The 15,062-nt window shown below is 69.6% G+C and carries 17 protein-coding genes and 2 pseudogenes; 11 read left to right on the forward strand and 8 right to left on the reverse strand.

Features of this window, described 5'->3' with window-relative positions:
* Nucleotides 1-4: 4 nt before the first annotated feature.
* The 6 genes and pseudogenes from ACQ859_RS12390 to ACQ859_RS12415 all read left to right on the forward strand — a co-directional run.
* A pseudogene (locus tag ACQ859_RS12390) lies at nucleotides 5-130 on the forward strand (ribosome maturation factor RimM); the annotation flags it as partial.
* 86 nt (nucleotides 131-216) lie between these two features.
* Nucleotides 217-600, forward strand: coding sequence for a ribosome maturation factor RimM (gene rimM, locus ACQ859_RS12395; RefSeq protein WP_431266034.1), 384 nt, complete (start codon nucleotides 217-219; stop codon nucleotides 598-600).
* A 30-nt stretch (nucleotides 601-630) separates the two neighbouring features.
* Nucleotides 631-1,419: a tRNA (guanosine(37)-N1)-methyltransferase TrmD gene (trmD, locus tag ACQ859_RS12400; protein WP_431266035.1), complete on the forward strand. Its 789-nt coding sequence runs from the start codon at nucleotides 631-633 to the stop codon at nucleotides 1,417-1,419.
* Between the two features lie 217 nt (nucleotides 1,420-1,636).
* Nucleotides 1,637-2,002 (forward strand): 50S ribosomal protein L19, encoded by a 366-nt coding sequence (gene rplS / locus ACQ859_RS12405; protein ID WP_297523974.1) that lies wholly within the window; start codon nucleotides 1,637-1,639, stop codon nucleotides 2,000-2,002.
* Between the two features lie 131 nt (nucleotides 2,003-2,133).
* Nucleotides 2,134-2,928, forward strand: a complete 795-nt coding sequence (locus ACQ859_RS12410) for an NUDIX hydrolase (protein ID WP_431266036.1) — start codon at nucleotides 2,134-2,136, stop codon at nucleotides 2,926-2,928.
* Between the two features lie 67 nt (nucleotides 2,929-2,995).
* Nucleotides 2,996-3,985 carry a CobD/CbiB family protein gene (locus ACQ859_RS12415; RefSeq protein ID WP_431258274.1) on the forward strand — a complete coding sequence of 330 codons (990 nt, stop codon included), beginning with the start codon at nucleotides 2,996-2,998 and terminating at the stop codon, nucleotides 3,983-3,985.
* 171 nt (nucleotides 3,986-4,156) lie between these two features.
* Here the strand turns inward: ACQ859_RS12415 and ACQ859_RS12420 are convergent, their stop codons facing one another.
* Nucleotides 4,157-4,954 carry an SDR family NAD(P)-dependent oxidoreductase gene (locus ACQ859_RS12420; RefSeq protein WP_431266037.1) on the reverse strand — a complete coding sequence of 266 codons (798 nt, stop codon included), beginning with the start codon at nucleotides 4,952-4,954 and terminating at the stop codon, nucleotides 4,157-4,159.
* Nucleotides 4,955-4,997: 43 nt separating this feature from the next.
* Nucleotides 4,998-5,642, reverse strand: a complete 645-nt coding sequence (locus ACQ859_RS12425) for an RluA family pseudouridine synthase (RefSeq protein ID WP_431266038.1) — start codon at nucleotides 5,640-5,642, stop codon at nucleotides 4,998-5,000.
* Nucleotides 5,643-5,692: 50 nt separating this feature from the next.
* Between ACQ859_RS12425 and ACQ859_RS12430 the strand changes: the two genes are divergently transcribed.
* The gene (locus ACQ859_RS12430) at nucleotides 5,693-6,856 is read left to right on the forward strand and encodes an AAA family ATPase (protein ID WP_431266039.1); all 1,164 of its coding nucleotides are present in this window, start codon (nucleotides 5,693-5,695) and stop codon (nucleotides 6,854-6,856) included.
* A gap of 24 nt (nucleotides 6,857-6,880) precedes the next feature.
* On the opposite strand, the gene ACQ859_RS12435 is transcribed toward ACQ859_RS12430, so the two are convergent.
* Nucleotides 6,881-7,357 carry a protein-tyrosine phosphatase family protein gene (locus ACQ859_RS12435; RefSeq protein ID WP_431266040.1) on the reverse strand — a complete coding sequence of 159 codons (477 nt, stop codon included), beginning with the start codon at nucleotides 7,355-7,357 and terminating at the stop codon, nucleotides 6,881-6,883.
* 164 nt (nucleotides 7,358-7,521) lie between these two features.
* On the opposite strand from ACQ859_RS12435, the pseudogene ACQ859_RS12440 reads away from it, so the two are divergent.
* The 4 genes and pseudogenes from ACQ859_RS12440 to ACQ859_RS12455 form a co-directional block, all read left to right on the forward strand.
* Nucleotides 7,522-7,929: pseudogene (locus tag ACQ859_RS12440) on the forward strand (VOC family protein); the annotation flags it as partial.
* Between the two features lie 465 nt (nucleotides 7,930-8,394).
* Nucleotides 8,395-8,844 carry a questin oxidase family protein gene (locus tag ACQ859_RS12445; protein ID WP_431266527.1) on the forward strand — a complete coding sequence of 150 codons (450 nt, stop codon included), beginning with the start codon at nucleotides 8,395-8,397 and terminating at the stop codon, nucleotides 8,842-8,844.
* Nucleotides 8,845-8,849: 5 nt separating this feature from the next.
* The gene (locus tag ACQ859_RS12450) at nucleotides 8,850-10,109 is read left to right on the forward strand and encodes an MFS transporter (protein ID WP_431266041.1); all 1,260 of its coding nucleotides are present in this window, start codon (nucleotides 8,850-8,852) and stop codon (nucleotides 10,107-10,109) included.
* Complete coding sequence (locus tag ACQ859_RS12455; RefSeq protein ID WP_431266042.1) at nucleotides 10,106-10,732, forward strand: helix-turn-helix transcriptional regulator; 627 nt, start codon at nucleotides 10,106-10,108, stop codon at nucleotides 10,730-10,732. The genes ACQ859_RS12450 and ACQ859_RS12455 overlap by 4 nt, the downstream gene beginning before the upstream one ends.
* 75 nt (nucleotides 10,733-10,807) lie before the next feature.
* On the opposite strand, the gene ACQ859_RS12460 is transcribed toward ACQ859_RS12455, so the two are convergent.
* From ACQ859_RS12460 to ACQ859_RS12480, 5 genes are all read right to left on the reverse strand, one after another.
* Nucleotides 10,808-11,305, reverse strand: coding sequence for a thioesterase family protein (locus ACQ859_RS12460; protein ID WP_431266043.1), 498 nt, complete (start codon nucleotides 11,303-11,305; stop codon nucleotides 10,808-10,810).
* 81 nt (nucleotides 11,306-11,386) lie between these two features.
* Entirely contained in the window at nucleotides 11,387-11,782 is a 396-nt protein-coding gene (locus tag ACQ859_RS12465; protein WP_431266044.1) for a VOC family protein, read from the reverse strand.
* Nucleotides 11,783-11,860: 78 nt separating this feature from the next.
* Nucleotides 11,861-12,826: a Bug family tripartite tricarboxylate transporter substrate binding protein gene (locus ACQ859_RS12470; protein WP_431266045.1), complete on the reverse strand. Its 966-nt coding sequence runs from the start codon at nucleotides 12,824-12,826 to the stop codon at nucleotides 11,861-11,863.
* A gap of 59 nt (nucleotides 12,827-12,885) precedes the next feature.
* Complete coding sequence (locus tag ACQ859_RS12475; protein WP_431266046.1) at nucleotides 12,886-13,803, reverse strand: HpcH/HpaI aldolase/citrate lyase family protein; 918 nt, start codon at nucleotides 13,801-13,803, stop codon at nucleotides 12,886-12,888.
* A complete protein-coding gene (locus ACQ859_RS12480; protein WP_431266047.1) occupies nucleotides 13,803-14,969 on the reverse strand; it encodes a CaiB/BaiF CoA transferase family protein in 1,167 nt (388 codons plus the stop codon). Before ACQ859_RS12480 ends, ACQ859_RS12475 begins: the two co-directional genes overlap by 1 nt.
* Nucleotides 14,970-15,062 lie beyond the last annotated feature (93 nt).

Here is a 15,062-nt window from a genome sequence, read left to right on the forward strand (position 1 = left end):
GTCGATGAAGCAAGCGCCTGACGACGTGATCGAGGGTTCCCCGGCCTTTCCGGAGGACGCCATCGAAGTCGGGCGCGTGCTGGACGCCTGGGGCATCAAGGGCTGGCTGAAGATCCTCAGCCATTCCCCGGATGCCCAGGCGCTCTTCGCCTCTCGCCGCTGGTTCATGAAACCGAGCGAGAAGGCATTGCCGGGCAAGCCGCATGTCGTGCCCCCGTGCTCAAGGTTCTGTCCGTCCGCGACCACGCGGACGGCATCGTCGCCCAGGTCGAAGGCCTGGCCGACCGCAACGGTGCGGAGGCGCTCAAGGGCGCCCGCATCTTCGTCTCGCGCAGCGTGTTCCCCGAGACCGACGAGGACGAGTTCTACTGGATCGACCTGATCGGCATGAGCGTCGTCAACAAGGACGGCCAGACGCTGGGCGAGGTGATCGACCTGATCGATACCGGCCCGCATTGCGTGCTGCGCATCCTGCCCGCCGGCAAGACCGCGCCGGTCAAGCCGGACGAGGAAATCCTGATCCCGTTCGTGAACGCGTTTGTCGGCGACGTCGACAAGGCCGCGAAGATCATCCCGGTTGATTGGGATCTGGACTATTGAAGCCGCCGGGCCTGGCCAGGCCCGATGTCCATGCGCTTCGACGTTCTCACCCTGTTCCCTGAGCTCTTCGACCCCTTCCTGCGGGTCGGCGTGACGCGTCGCGCGTACGAGAGCAAGCAGGTCGACGTTCGCCTGTGGCAACTGCGCGACCACGCCGAAGACAACTACCGCCGTGTCGACGACCGCCCCTTCGGCGGCGGCCCGGGCATGGTCATGCTGGCCGCGCCGCTGGAGCGCGCGTTGACGGCGGTGAAGGCCGACCGCGCGACCACACATCCCGGTGCTCCGGCGGTAATCCATTTCAGTCCGACCGGGCGCAAGCTCGATCAGGCGCTGGCGCGTGAGCTGGCGCAAGGCGAGGGCGCCATCCTGCTCTGTGGTCGCTACGAAGGCATCGATCAACGCGTGCTGGACCGCCACGTGACGATGGAGATCAGCCTCGGCGATTTCGTGCTGTCCGGCGGCGAGCTGCCGGCGATTGCGATGCTCGATGCGATCGCCCGACTTCAAGAGGGCGTGCTGAATGACGCCGCCTCGCACCAGCAGGACAGCTTCTCGGATGGACTGCTGGACTGCCCGCACTTCAGCCGTCCCGAAGTTCTCGAGACGCCCGAGGGGCCGATGCCGGTGCCGCCGGTGCTGATGTCGGGGCACCACGCCGAGATCGCCCGCTGGCGCCGCGAGCAGTCGCTGGCGCTGACGCTGAGCCGCCGGCCCGAGCTGATCGAGGCCGCGCGCCGCGAGGGCAAGCTCGACAAGAAGGACGAGAAGTTCCTCGCCTCGCTGCAGGCTGCGCCTGGCAAGGCGCCCCGCAAATAGGGCGGTAGTAGGGGCGGCGGTTCGGGCGAAGTTTGACGATCGCCCAACCCCGTCTATAATCTTCGGTTTTCCGATCCTCTACTGGGCTGATGGGGCAAGGGCGGTGCTTTGACACCGTTGGTTGAATCCCCACGCGGGCGGCGCCGAAGAATTCCTTCGAAGGTGTCCTGTCCTGGAATCATCCTGATTCGCGCCGGCAAGATCACAGGAGATCCTCGTGAATCTGATCCAGACCCTTGAGCAAGAAGAAATTGCTCGCCTGAACAAGACCATCCCCGCTTTCGCCCCCGGCGACACGGTGATCGTGAACGTGAACGTCGTCGAAGGCACCCGCAAGCGCGTGCAGGCCTACGAAGGCGTGGTCATCGCCCGCCGCAACCGCGGTCTGAACTCCAACTTCATCGTCCGCAAGATCTCGAGCGGCGAAGGCGTTGAGCGGACGTTCCAGCTGTACAGCCCGCTGATCGCTTCGATCGAAGTGAAGCGCCGCGGCGACGTCCGTCGCGCGAAGCTGTACTACCTGCGTCAGCGTTCGGGCAAGTCGGCACGTATCAAGGAAAAGCTGGCGATCAAGTCGGCCTGATCCTCGGCGTCAGCCACCCAAAGCCGCTCCAAGGCCCTGCCCGGAGCGGCTTTGTCGATTCTGGCGTCCAATCGAGGCTTCGCGCCCTGGGCGCCCACGAACAAGTCCGGCGCACCGGACGCTCCTGCCGCATGCCGACGCTTCCTTCCAGCCGTCCCGCCAGCCGTCCCGCGATCCAGGATCCCCGCCTCATCCCCGTCACCGGCACCGACGCGCACCTTCCCGCCATTCCCCGCGAGCATCTGACACCGGCCTGGTTGCGCGAGCGCTTCCTGCATCCGACGGTCGTCGAACCGGAGTTGCCCGGCGACGGCGGCATCTTCCCGGGCCGCACGACCACGCAGGCCGCGGTGCTCATCGCGTTGGTGCAGCGCGCCGAGGGCCTGCACGTGCTGCTGACGCAGCGCACCGCGCACCTGCGGGACCATGCCGGGCAGGTCAGCTTCCCTGGCGGCCGCGCCGAACCGGAGGACGGCTCGCCCGAGCGCACCGCGCTGCGCGAGGCCGAGGAGGAGATCGGCCTCGACGAACGTCATGTGGACCTGATCGGCCAGTTGCCGGTCTATCGCACGGTGACGGCTTACGAGGTCACGCCGGTCGTGGGCCTGATCCGTCCGGGCTTCTCGCTACGGCTGGATGCCTTCGAGGTGGCGGAAGCGTTCGAGGTGCCGCTCGAATTCCTGATGAACCCCGCGCACCACCAGCGCCACACCTTCGAGTACGACGTGGCCGCCGAGGCTGCGGGCGACGAGGGTCCCCTGAAGGGGCGTCGGCAGTTTCTGTCGATGCCCTGGACGGGGCCAGGTCTTGCGGTGTCTAAGGTGGACCCGGACGGGACGCTGGGCGCCACCACGTCGAAGGAGTTCTTCATCTGGGGCGCGACCGCCGCGATGTTGCGCAATCTCTACCGCTTCCTGCAAGGCTGACCATTGGTGACCCGGCGGGACACCGATCCCCCTTCGGAGGGTGTGAGGGCCGCTATCATCCCGGGCCATGAACTTCTTCGCGGTCTTGCTTGCGCTCGTGTGCGAGCAGCTCAAGCCTCTGCCGCACGGGAATCCGGTCCACCAAGGCATGATTGCCTGGGTGCGCTGGACCGGGCGCAACTTCGACGCGGGCCGGTCGCACCATGCGGCCGTCGTGTGGACGATCACCGTCGTCGGTCCGGCCCTGCTCGTCGGGGCGATCTACATGCTCGTGCGGCCCTACAGCCTGCTGCTGTCGCTGGCCATGGACGTGCTGGTGCTCTACCTGACGCTGGGCTTCCGCCAGTTCAGCCACTACTTCACCGACATCCGTGACGCGCTGGAGCGCGGCGACGAGCTCGAAGCCCGCCGCCTGCTGGCCGAGTGGCGTCACCTCGATGCCAGCGAGCTGCCGCGCACCGAGCTGCTGAGGCATGTGCTGGAGCACTCGCTGCTGGCGGCGCACCGGCACGTCTTCGGGGTGTTCTTCTGGTTCGTGCTGTTCTCGACGCTGGGCCTGGGCCCGGCCGGCGCGGTGCTGTACCGCATGGCCGAATTCGCCGGCCGCTACTGGGCCTTCAAGAGCCGCACGCTGGACGCCCCGACCAACGAGCGCCTGATGGAACTCTCGCGCAAGCTGTTCGGGATGATCGACCACATCCCGGCGCGCATGACGGCGACCGGCTTCGCGATCGTGGGCAACTTCGAAGAGGCGGTGAGTTCCTGGCGCCGTGACTCGGCGCTGTGGGCGCATGACAACGAGGGCATCATCCTCGCCTCCGCCGCGGGCGCCGTCGGCGTGCAGCTGGGCGGCAGCGCCGCGCCGGGTGTGACACCGGACCGCAGCAAGACCTTCGAATCCGGTGGCGACATGGATGCGACCCGCGCGGAGGGTTCCACCGCTGGCGTGCCGCCACAACTGGGTCACCTGCAGAGCGTGGTGGGCCTGGTGTGGCGCTCGGTCACGCTGTGGATGCTGCTGCTGGCGCTGCTGACGCTGGCCAACCTCGTCGGCTGACGGTTCCGAGAGCTCGGCCGGGGCCGGCGGCGAAGCCTGGCGTCCAAGACTGACTTGAGCGCCGTCTGTCTGAGCGGCGTGAGCCGAAGGCGAACAAAGCGAGTTGGCGCGACCCCGCCAGGCGTGAGCCGCCGGCCCCGGCCGAGCTCGGCGCACGCCTCATCGACAGGATCAAGCGTCCCGCACGTCGGCCAGCACCTGCTGGCCGAAGTCGTCTCTGTCGAGGAACCTGAGCACCTTGGCCGCCGTATCTTCGGCGCTGACCAACTGCCCCTCCGCCTTGAAGGTGGCGAACAGGTCGCGGTCCGGGAACTTCGACGCATCGCCCCCGCGCAATTGCGCCTGCATGTCGGTGTCGATGATGCCGGGAGCCAGGGAGACGACGCGCGCGGCGCGTTCGCCCTGGGCTCCCTTGTGCTCCTCATCCAGCGCCACCGCACGGCTGAGGTTGTCCATGCCGGCCTTGGCCGCGCAGTAAAGCGCGCTGCCGGCCATCGCGCGTCGGCCCAGCCCGGAGGAGATGTTCAGCACCTTGCGATCAGCTGGCCAAGAGCGTGTGGCATCCAGGAAGGCCGCGGTCAACAGCACCGTGGCCTCCAGGCCGACGCGCAGTGCGGAAGACAGCGTCTCCAGCGACTCGCCGTCGATGGGCCCGGGTGTCGTGACGACGCCGGCGTTGTTGATCAGCGTCGCCGTCGTCCATCCGCCGGGCTGCGTGCGCAGCCAGCCGGCCAGGCGCTGGGCGATCGCCAGTGGATCCGACAGGTCGGCCTGCCATTGCTGCAGCGGCAGGCCGCGCTCGTGGGCGAAGCGCTCCAGCGCCTCGCTGCGGCCGCGGGCGATGCCGATGACCAGATGGCCGGCCTCGAGCGACTGGCGCGCCAGCGCCTCGCCCAGGCCACGCGAGCTGCCGGTGATGACAGTGAGGGAACGGGGCCGGGAAGCGTCGTCGGGAATGGTCGTGGACATGAGGCAATGCTCCTTGGTCGGATGGAAGGGGCGTTCGGCGCGCTCAGAAACCGGGCGGCGAATGCAGTGAGAGCGCCGGCGCGTCGAGCACCGCCGGCAGCCTGAGGTCCCGCGCATGAAGCAGCAGGCGAGGGGCCTGCGCGAGGACCTCCGGCGGCGCATACAGCGCGTCGCCGAGGATGGGATGACCGGCGGCCAGCAGGTGCACGCGCAGTTGGTGTGAGCGCCCGGTGACCGGCTCCAGCTCGACGCGCGTGGTGCCTGCCGCGACGTCGCGATGCAGCACCCGCACGCGGGTCAGGCTGGGTTTCCCGCGCTCGTGATCGATCATCTGCCGCGGCCGGTTCGGCCAGTCGACGATCAGCGGCAGGTCGATCTCGAACGCATCGCGCTCGACGAGGCCCGCCACGACCGCCTCATAGCGCTTGTCGACCAGCCGGGAGGCGAAGGCCTCGCTGAGCGCGCGCTGCATCGCCTGGCCGCGTCCGAAGACGATCAGGCCGGACGTCGACTGGTCCAGGCGATGCACGATCAACGCGTCGGGAAACTCGGCCACCACGCGAGCCCAGGCGCAATCCTGCTTGTCCTCGCCGCGACCGGGGACGGACAGCAGACCCGACGGCTTGTCGACGACGACGCACCCTGCATCGGCATGCCGCACGGGCTGGTGGAAGGAGGGCGGGAGCATGGACGCCTGCATGGCCGCATTGTCGCGTCGGCTCCGTATCATCGGCAGCCATGCTGCAAGTCCTCGCCGTCTCCGGTTACCGCTCCCTGCGCGAATTGCGCCTGCCGCTGGGGCAGCTCACGCTGATCACCGGCGCCAACGGCAGCGGCAAGTCCAGCCTCTATCGCGCGCTGCGGCTGCTGGCCGACACGGCGCAGAACCGGGTCTTGCCCGCGCTGGCGAACGAGGGCGGTTTCGCCTCGACGCGCTGGGCCGGTCCGGAGGAGATCAGCCGCGCGATGCGCGCCGGGGACCAACCGGTTCAAGCGACCGTGCGCAAGGGACCCGTTGCGCTCAGGCTCGGCATCGCCGGCGACGACTTCGGCTATTCGATCGAGCTCGGCCTGCCGCAGCCGGGTGCGCCGGCGCTGTTCGAGGACGATCCGCAGATCAAGCGCGAGGCGCTGTGGGCCGGAACGCTGTATCGGCCGGCTTCCGCGCTGGTCGAGCGGCGCAACGTGCTGCTCCAGGTGCGTGACGGCCGCGAATGGGTCGTGGTGGACACGCCGTTGGCGAGCTTCGACAGCATGTTGTCCCAACACGCCGATCCATCGCAGGCACCCGAGATGATCACGATGCGCGAGCGCCTGCGCGGCTGGCGCTTCTACGACAGCCTGCGCACCGACGCCGACGCGCCGGCGCGGCGCGTGCGCGTCGGCACCTTCACGCCGGTGCTGGCGGGAGACGGCGCCGACCTGGCGGCCGCCTGGCAGACCATCGTCGCCATCGGCGACGCCGAGCGGCTGCATCGCTGCCTGCAGGACGCGTTCCCCGGCGCCTCGGTCGAGGTCGACCGCACCGAGGCGGGGTTCCGGCTGTCGATGCGCCAGCCCGGCCTGCTGCGCCCGCTGGACGCCGCCGAACTGAGCGACGGCACGCTGCGCTACCTGATGCTGCTGGCCGCGCTGCTGAGCCCGCGTCCGCCGGAGCTGATGGCCCTCAACGAGCCCGAGAACAGCCTGCACCCGGACCTGCTGCCGGCCTTGGGCCGGCTCATCGCGACGGCCAGCCGTCACAGCCAGATGATCGTGGTGTCGCACGCGAAGCGGCTGATCGGCGCGCTGGAGGAGCAGCCGGAGTGCTGCTCCTGGGAGCTGCGCAAGGAGTTCGGCGAGACGCGCCTGCCCGACGTGCCGCTGGACGAGACGCCGCCCTGGCGCTGGCCGGAGCGCTGAAGCGCGCCGCTGGACGCGGGCGCTTCAGAACTGGTGGATCCAGCCCGACTGCAGCGCCGACTGCGGATTCGATCCGGCCGCGGTGACCGTGTCGAGCGCCTCCGCCGCGGGCACGCCGAGCCGCTTCAGCACGCACGCGGCCATGGTGCCGGTGCGGCCCATGCCGGCGGCGCAGTGCAGCAGCACGCGATCGCCCATGCGCAGGCCCTGCGCGATGTGCTCCACGCCCTGCCGGAAGGCCGCGCTGTCCGACGCGAGGCCGAAATCGCGCATCGGCACGTGCAGCCAGCGGAAGGGCAGGCGGCCCTCGGCGATCGCCTTGTGATACGGCGGCGACAGCTCGGCCACTTCCTCGAGCGGATTGAGGCAGACCACCACGTTGAGCTGGTTCAGGCGCGCCTCGTCGAGGAAGGCGCCCCAGGACTCGCGGCGGCCCGGCATCGACTGCAGCCACAGCCGGCCCGGGATGGCGTCGGGGAGGGGGAGGGGTCGGAAAGCCATGCCCCGATTGTCGCGTCTCCCTTCTGGAGGCGATGTTAATCAACTAAAAGTTTATTTATTTGGCGGACGGCGCGATCATGGCGGCACGGCGCTCGGCGCCCCGTTCGAAGCGATGCCCGACGCAGCGCTCGACGCCACAACAAAGCAAGCAGAAGGAGCTCGCCATGATCAGGATCCAGGGACTCGACCATCTCGTGCTGCGCGTGCGCGATCTGCCGGCCGCACTGCACTTCTACGTGGATCTGCTGGGGTGCACCGTGGAGCGGCGTCAGGAGGAGATCGGGCTGGTGCAGTTGCGTGCCGGCGCGCAGTTGATCGACCTCGTGCCGCTGGACGGCAAGCTGGGGCGCCTCGGTGGTGCGGGGCCGGGCGCGGAGGGGCGCAATGTCGACCACTTCTGCCTGCGCGTCGAGACGCTCGACGAGCCCGCGTTGCGCCGCTGGCTGACATCGCAGGGCGTCGCCGTCGACACGTACGGCTCGCGCTACGGCGCCGACGGCGAAGGCCCGTCGCTGTACCTGTCCGATCCGGACGGCAATGCCCTCGAGCTCAAGGGACCGCCCTGGCCGGCGGGACTGCACGAGGCGCTGGACCAGTCGGTGAAGTTCGGCCCGATGTACGGCACCGAGGCGCTGCCGCTCTTCAACCACCTGCCGATGGCGCTCGGCGCGCTGGCCCGGCTGGACGCGCCGCGCGACGCGATGCAGCGTCACATCGACCATTGGGCACCGCTGTCGCGGCTCGCGGACGACGACGACGAGCCGCCGCCTTCCGTGGAGGACGCGTTGCGCAGCGTGCTGGCCGCGCCGGAGGCGCAGGCCTTCCATGTCGCGATCCGGCTCGCCTACGCCCTCCAGTCGGGGCATCGCGGGGAACTCGACGCGGCGCTGAAGACGACGATCGGCCTGGAGAGTCCGCTGGGCGCGCCGGTGGCGGCGGGGCAGGGCCGTGAGTCCCTGCGCGAGGTGATCGACGCCGTGCGCGCCGATCCGGCGCTGGCGATGCCGCCGATGCCGGGCACGCTGATCACGACACGCATGCAGCGCGCGTTGGCGCTGCCGGGCTTCGACGGCTACGTCGAGCGCCCCCGGTTGACGCTGGATGCGCTGGCCGAGGCCTCGCTGGCGGCCTACCTGTCCCGGCACCAGTTCGCCTCGCTGCACCTGGTGACCGGCACGCACGCGGTGCGCGTGCTGCTGGAGGCCGCCGCCTCGCGCGGCGTGGCGGTCGACGAGGGCCAGGTCTTGCACAACGTCTGGCGCGCGTGGCTGGGCACGTATCTGTCCGAACTCCGCCCCGCGCCGGCCTGGGCACTCGTGCATGCGGGCCAGGCGACGGAGGACGACTGGGCCCGCGCCCTGCCGTCGCTGCACGCATCGATGAACGATCATCGCATCAAGGTCGCCGATGCCGCGCGCGAGGAATGGCGCCACCGAGGCTGGCCCGGCTATGCCTTGTGTCTGCGCGCCGAAGGGGCCGCAAAATGAGCGCCGTGTTATCCACCACCAAGTCCTCCGCGACCGCCGCGGCTGCCGCCGACGCCGCGCCGCTGCGCCACCCGCACCTGCTGCTCTGGGCCGTCTGCGCGCTCGCGCTGATGAGCACCGCCGGCGTCGCGCTGCCGTACCCGATCCTGGCGCCGATCTTCGTCGGCGGTCCGGTCGACGACTTCACCCACTTCCTCGGCCTGCGGCCCGAACTGCTGATGGGCCTGGCGCTGGCGGTGAACCCCGCCGGCATCCTGGTCGGCAGTCTGGTGATCGGGCCGATGTCCGACCGCTACGGCCGGCGCCGCGTGCTGAGTGTCACCATCACGGCGACGCTCGTCGGCTACGGGCTGAGCGCCTTCGCGCTGGCGTCGCGCGACTATCCGCTGTTCGTGCTCTCGCGCTTCGCGACGGGCCTGACCGAAGGCAACGTCGCCGTCGTGCGGGCCCTGCTGGCCGACTGGCATCCGCAGCTCGAGCGCACGCGGAGCTTCGCGTGGCTCAACGCGAGCCTGTACATCGGCTGGCTGGTCGGACCGCTGCTCGGCGGCCTGACGCTGCCGTGGGGCGAGGCGGTGCCGTTCATCGTCGCCGCTGCCGTGATGCTGCCCTGCCTGGTGCTGCTCGGCTTCGGACTGCCGGACGACCGGCCGGCGGCCAAGCCCGAAGGCGGGATGCTCGCCGCGATGCGTCGCCAGCAGTCGCTGGGGCTGATCGCGCAGGACCCGGTGCTGCGTCACCTCGCGCTGCTGCAGCTGGCCTACACGCTGGGCGTCAACGCGCTCTACGAATTCGCGCCGCTGTGGATGCTGCAGCAGGCCGGGCTCGACAGCCGCGGCATCGCGCTGGTCACCGCGGTGCAGTGCGCCGCGATGACGGCGGCCAGCATCTTCGCCGCGCGCATCGGCTCCGGGCCGACGCCGCTGCACCGCGCGGCACGTTTCGCGGTCGTCGCGTCGATCGGGTTGCTGGCGTTGAGTCTGGCGCCGTCGTGGATGGGTCTGGCGTTGATTCCGTTGCTCGGCATTCCGCTGTCGTTCTACAACGCGCTGATGCCGGCCTGGATGTCGGACCGCTTCGCGGCGTATGGCCAGGGTCGCGTGATGGGCCTGCTGACGACGGTGTTCTGCCTGTCCAACACCTTGATCGCCCTGATCGGCGGCGCATTGGGCATGTTGTCGGCGCGCTGGATCATGCTGCTGGGCGGCACGATGTGCCTGGGCGCGGCGATCGGTTTCATCCGTTTTGCGAGGCGCCATTCATGAGCCAGGGCAACGAGGACCGGCTGCTGTTCGAGCTCAAGAGCCGGGGTCCGCAGGCGGCCGCGGCGCTGGCGGCGACCGCCGCCATCACGCCGATGGGGGCGCACAAGCTGCTGGCGCGGTTGGAGGAGCAGGGGCTGGTCGAGGCGCAGGACGACCAGCGCGGCGAGGCCGGACGGCCGCGCAAGCTGTGGTCGCTGACGGCGGCGGGGCATGGGCGTTTCCCCGATCGGCATGCGGATCTCACGGTGCAGTTGATCCAGCAGGCGCGCGCGGTTTTCGGTGAGGCGGGGCTCGATCAGCTGATCCTCGCGCGGGAGCGCGACAGCGAGCTGCGTTATCGCGCGGCGATCGACCGCTGCCGCACGACCGGCGACCGTGTGCGGGAACTCGCGCGGCTGCGCGCCGAAGAGGGCTACATGGCGCGTGCTGAGCGCGTCGGCAAGGACTGGCTGCTGGTGGAAGACCATTGCCCGATCTGCGCCGCCGCGCAGAGTTGCCAAGGGTTCTGCCGCTCGGAGCTGGCGCTGTTCGAGCGATGCCTGGGGCCTGGACTCACCGTCGAGCGCACCGAGCATCTGCTGGCCGGCGCGAGGCGCTGTGCCTATCGGATCAGCGCCGTGTAGTGGACTGCACAGGCCGCTGGCCCTCACCCCGCCCTCTCCCGCAAGCGGGAGAGGGAGCAAGAAGGGCGGCCACTGTCACGACACGATGTAAGCCGCCGCCCCGGTGGCCAGCAATCGGCCCTGTTCATCGGTGAAGGCCATGCGCGTGTTGGCGACGCGGCTGCCCAGTCGCATCACCTCGGCCTCGCAGCGGAAGAGGGCGCCGATGGCCGGGCGCAGGTAATCCACCCGCAGATCGATCGTGCCGAGCTTGGCGAAGCGCTGCAGCCGCTGCTGCGGCGGCTCGTCGAGGTGACGCGCACCGATCGCCGCCATCACCGCCAGACCGCCCATGGAATCGAGCGTCGCGCTGATCACGCCGCCGTGCAGGCGGTTGTGGGCGTAGTGCCCGACCAGGTCCGGCCGCATGGGGATGTGCGCCCGCACGATCTCGTGCTGCAGTTCGTCGATCTTCACGCCGAGCACCTGGTTGAAGGTGATCAGGTTCTCGAAGATCTCGCACAGCGCGGTGGTGAACTCGGGCTCGAAAGGGCTCTTCACGTCGATGCTCACGTCGGTCCTCACGTCGGTCATGGGCGCGGACCATAACGCAAGGGCGCGCGCGGCAGGAGAGCGCTCGCCCTAATCCGCGGCGCCGCGGCCGGCCGTGACGGATCAAGCCACGGCTTCGGAGATCTCGATCAGGTTCAGGTCGGGGTCGCGCACGTAGATCGAGCGGAGCTTCGACGTGGCGCCGGTGCGGATCACCGGGCCCTCGACGATCGCCACCGCCGCGGCCTGGAGACGCGCGACGACTTCGTCGAGCGGCAGGCTGGCGATGAAGCACAGGTCCAGCGCGCCGGGCACCGGCGTGTGCGCCTTGGGCTCGAACTCGGCGCCCTTCACATGCAGGTTGATCTTCTGCTGGCCGAACTGGAACGCGCGGCGCGTCACGGGCGGCGTACCGCCGACGAAGGATTCGAGCCGCATGCCGAGGACCTCGGTGTAGAAGCGGACGCAGTCCGCCTCATGGGAGGTGGTCAGGACGAGGTGATCCAGGTGGTCGATCATCGAAGGATCCTTTCAGGTCGAACCATACCCGAGGCGGGCTGACGGTCTCGGTCTCGGTCTTGCCGTCGGGGCGAGGGCCTAGTCCACGCGTGCGCCCGAGCCCTTCACGATGGGCTCCCACCTGGCGATGTCCTGCTTGAGCATGGCCGCCAGCGCGGTGGGGCCGCCGCTGAGCGGCTCCACGCCCAGCGCCTTGAGCTTGGCGATCGCATCGGGCGCGTTCATCACCAAGGTGACGTCGTCGGCCAACTGTTTCGTGATCGCGTCGGGCGTGCGGTGGAGCGAGAACAGTCCGACCCACAGCTCGCCAGCGAATCCCGGGATGACCTCGCCGATCGCGGGCACGTCGGGCAGCGCCGAGGACCGCTTGGGCGAACTCACGCCCAGCGCCACGAGCTTGCCGGCGCGCACGAACTCGAGGCAGGACGGCAGGCTCGCGAAGCCGACCGAGACCTGGCCGCCCAGCATGTCGGTCAACGCGGGCCCGACGCCCTTGTACGGCACATGCTCGAGCTGCAGCCCGGCGGAGCGGTTGAGCATCTCGCCGAGCAGATGGTTCAGCGACCCGTTGCCCGCCGAGGCGTACTGGTAGGACGGGCTCTTCGCCTTCGCCGCCGCGATGAAGCCCTTGAGGTCCTTCGCCGGGAAACTCGGATGGACCACCAGTACGTTCGGCACGACGCCGATCGGCGCGATGGGATCGAAGTCCTTCACCGGGTCGAAGCCGGTGCGCCGGTACAGCGCCGGATTGATCGCCTGCGTGCTGCTGATCGTCAGCAGCAGCGTGTAGCCGTCCTTGGGCGCGCGGGAGGCGAGCTCCGTGCCGATGTTGCCACCCGCGCCGGCACGGTTGTCGATGTTGAAGACCTGCCCGTATTTCTCGGTGAGCTTCTGCGCCAGGATCCGGCCCACCGCATCGTTCGTGCCGCCGGGTGCCTGCGGCACGACGATCGTGACCGGCTTGCCGGGGTACCCCTGCGCGCGCGCCGCGGGCAGGACCGCGCTGAGCGCCGTGAAGGCGCAGAACTCTCGCTTCGTCAGCATGACCTTGTCTCCTGGTGTTGTTTGGGGTCCGGACTCGGGGATCCGATGTGTCGCGGGACTCAGTCCTCGCCGCCGGGATCGAGTCCCGCCTCGGTGAGCAGGGCCTTCGCGCGCAGCACCACGGGCTTGTCGATCATCAGATCGCCGAGCTTGGTCGCGCCGAGGCCCTCGCGATCAGCCACCGCGAAGGCAGCGACGATCGCCCGCGCCTGCGCCACCTGCTCGGGCGTCGGCGTGTAGCAGGCGTTGATCGCGTCGACGAACTTCGGATGAACGACCACCGCGCCGCGGAATCCGAGCGTGCGCGCCTCCTGCAACAGGCCGTCGAATGCCTCGACGCTGCCGAGGTTGGCGATGGAGCCGACGAAACCGACCGGCAGCACGCCGGCCGCGCGAGCCGCGTACAGCACCATCAGGCTGGGCGTGAGCAGTGCCTGCGGCGTCGGCAGACCGCCGACGTCCAGTGAGAAGTCCTCGCTGCCGAGCATCATCGAATGCACGCGCGGCGACGCGGCGGCGATCTCGTGGAGCCGGGGCAGCGCCGCGGCGGACTCGATCTGGAGCAGGAACCGGATCTCGCCTGACGGCAGGCCAGCCGCACGTTCGAGTTCGTCGATGACGCCGGCCAGCAGCTGGACATCGCGGGCGTGCTCGACCTTCGGCAGGACCAGCAGGCGCAGGCCCGGCGACACGGCGGCGCGCAGGTCATCGACCGCGGTGTTCAACGCGCCGTTGATGCGCACCGCGCCGACCTTGCCGCTGGCATGCACGCGGGCGATCGCGGCCGCCACGCCGGCGCGGGCTGCCGCTTTGCGGCCTGGATGCACGCCGTCCTCGAGGTCCAGGATCACGACGTCGGGCGTCTTGTTCAGCGCGCTCTGCAGCAGCCGTTCGTTGTCGGCGGGGACGAAGAGGTAGGAGCGGTAAGCGCGCCGGGAGCGATGCGAGCGCGGATCGATGCGGGTGGCGGCGCTCATCATCGATCCTTCAGCCACTTGTCGTTGTCCTGGCCGAGCGCCGGCGCGGGTCGACGCACGGGCGGCCGAGCGCCGTTGATCTTGAACGGCACCGCATGCACGGACACCGTGCGGCCGTCCGGCGTGGGCGTGTCCAGCAGCAGCTCGCGCTCCTGGATGTAGGGATGCTGGAGCAGGTCCTCGATGTCGCAGACTTCGCCGGCGGTGATGTCGCGCTCCTCGAAGAAGACCAGCGCCTCGGCCAGCGTGAGCGTCGACAGATGCCCCTGGATCAGATCGTCGAGGGCATCGATGTTGGCCAGCCGCGCCTCGTGCGTGGCGAAGCGTTCGTCCTTCAGCGCGTCGGGTTGGCCGATGCCGGCGAAGAGCCGCTGCAGCGTGCCCGCCATGCCGGCGGACAACGCGACCCAACGGCCATCCCTGGTCGCGTAGACGTTGCGCGGCGCATGCGTGGGCGAGCGGCTGCCGGAGCGCTGCGTGGCCTGACCGGTGAGCTGGAATTCCGAGGCCTGCGGGCCCAGCATCGAGAACAGCGGCTCGAAGAGCGAGAGGTCGATCTCCTGGACCGTGGGCGACGGATTCGCGCGCTGACGATGCAGCGCGGCGAGCGCGGCCGTCGAGCCATGCAGGCCCGCGACCGAGTCGGCGAGCGAGAAGGGCGGCAGCACCGGCGGCCGGTCCGCATGGCCGTTCATCGCGGCGAAGCCGCTCATCGCCTCGATCAGCGAGCCGAAGCCGCCCTTCTTCGCGAACGGGCCGGTCTGGCCCCAGCCGGAGATGCGCACGACGATCAGCTTGGGATTCAGGCGCTGCAGCGCGTCGTACCCCAGCCCCATCTTCTCGAGCGTGCCGGGCCGGAAGTTCTCGACCAGGATGTCGGCGCGCGCGATCAGCGACCGCAGCGAGGCCATGCCGTCGTCGGAGCGCAGGTCCAGCGCGACGCTGTCCTTGTTGCGGCTGTACTCCATCCAGTAGGTGCTCACGCCCTGACGCTGCCAGGCGCGCAGGTCGTCGCCGCGCTCGGGCGATTCGACCTTCACGACCGAGGCGCCCAGGTCGGCGAGCACGTGCGTCAGCACGTTGCCCGACACCAGCCGCGACAGGTCGATCACGAGGACGTCCGACAGCGGCTGGCGCTCGTCGGGGAGGGACTGCGGAGAACTCATGGCGGCGCTTCCTTTCATGGAAGCAGCCTACGGACGCACGCCGCCGCTGGGAAATACGGATGTCGGTTAGGCGCTAGTCGGAACCGGACTAGC

The sequence above is a fragment of the Roseateles chitinivorans genome (assembly GCF_050632235.1).
GTDB classification, from domain to species: domain Bacteria; phylum Pseudomonadota; class Gammaproteobacteria; order Burkholderiales; family Burkholderiaceae_C; genus Roseateles; species Roseateles chitinivorans_A.

Bases quoted from the DNA above. Each gene is read 5' to 3' on its own strand.
- ACQ859_RS12475 (WP_431266046.1), bottom strand. From the start codon at position 13,803: ATGAGCGCCGCCACCCGCATCGATCCGCGCTCGCATCGCTCCCGGCGC.
- ACQ859_RS12465 (WP_431266044.1), bottom strand. From the start codon at position 11,782: ATGATCGACCACCTGGATCACCTCGTCCTGACCACCTCCCATGAGGCG.
- ACQ859_RS12470 (WP_431266045.1), bottom strand. From the start codon at position 12,826: ATGCTGACGAAGCGAGAGTTCTGCGCCTTCACGGCGCTCAGCGCGGTC.
- ACQ859_RS12460 (WP_431266043.1), bottom strand. From the start codon at position 11,305: ATGACCGACGTGAGGACCGACGTGAGCATCGACGTGAAGAGCCCTTTC.
- ACQ859_RS12480 (WP_431266047.1), bottom strand. From the start codon at position 14,969: ATGAGTTCTCCGCAGTCCCTCCCCGACGAGCGCCAGCCGCTGTCGGAC.
- ACQ859_RS12455 (WP_431266042.1), top strand. From the start codon at position 10,106: ATGAGCCAGGGCAACGAGGACCGGCTGCTGTTCGAGCTCAAGAGCCGG.
- trmD (WP_431266035.1), top strand. From the start codon at position 631: ATGCGCTTCGACGTTCTCACCCTGTTCCCTGAGCTCTTCGACCCCTTC.
- ACQ859_RS12445 (WP_431266527.1), top strand. From the start codon at position 8,395: ATGCAGCGCGCGTTGGCGCTGCCGGGCTTCGACGGCTACGTCGAGCGC.
- ACQ859_RS12430 (WP_431266039.1), top strand. From the start codon at position 5,693: ATGCTGCAAGTCCTCGCCGTCTCCGGTTACCGCTCCCTGCGCGAATTG.
- ACQ859_RS12435 (WP_431266040.1), bottom strand. From the start codon at position 7,357: ATGGCTTTCCGACCCCTCCCCCTCCCCGACGCCATCCCGGGCCGGCTG.
- ACQ859_RS12420 (WP_431266037.1), bottom strand. From the start codon at position 4,954: ATGTCCACGACCATTCCCGACGACGCTTCCCGGCCCCGTTCCCTCACT.
- ACQ859_RS12415 (WP_431258274.1), top strand. From the start codon at position 2,996: ATGAACTTCTTCGCGGTCTTGCTTGCGCTCGTGTGCGAGCAGCTCAAG.
- ACQ859_RS12410 (WP_431266036.1), top strand. From the start codon at position 2,134: ATGCCGACGCTTCCTTCCAGCCGTCCCGCCAGCCGTCCCGCGATCCAG.
- ACQ859_RS12425 (WP_431266038.1), bottom strand. From the start codon at position 5,642: ATGCTCCCGCCCTCCTTCCACCAGCCCGTGCGGCATGCCGATGCAGGG.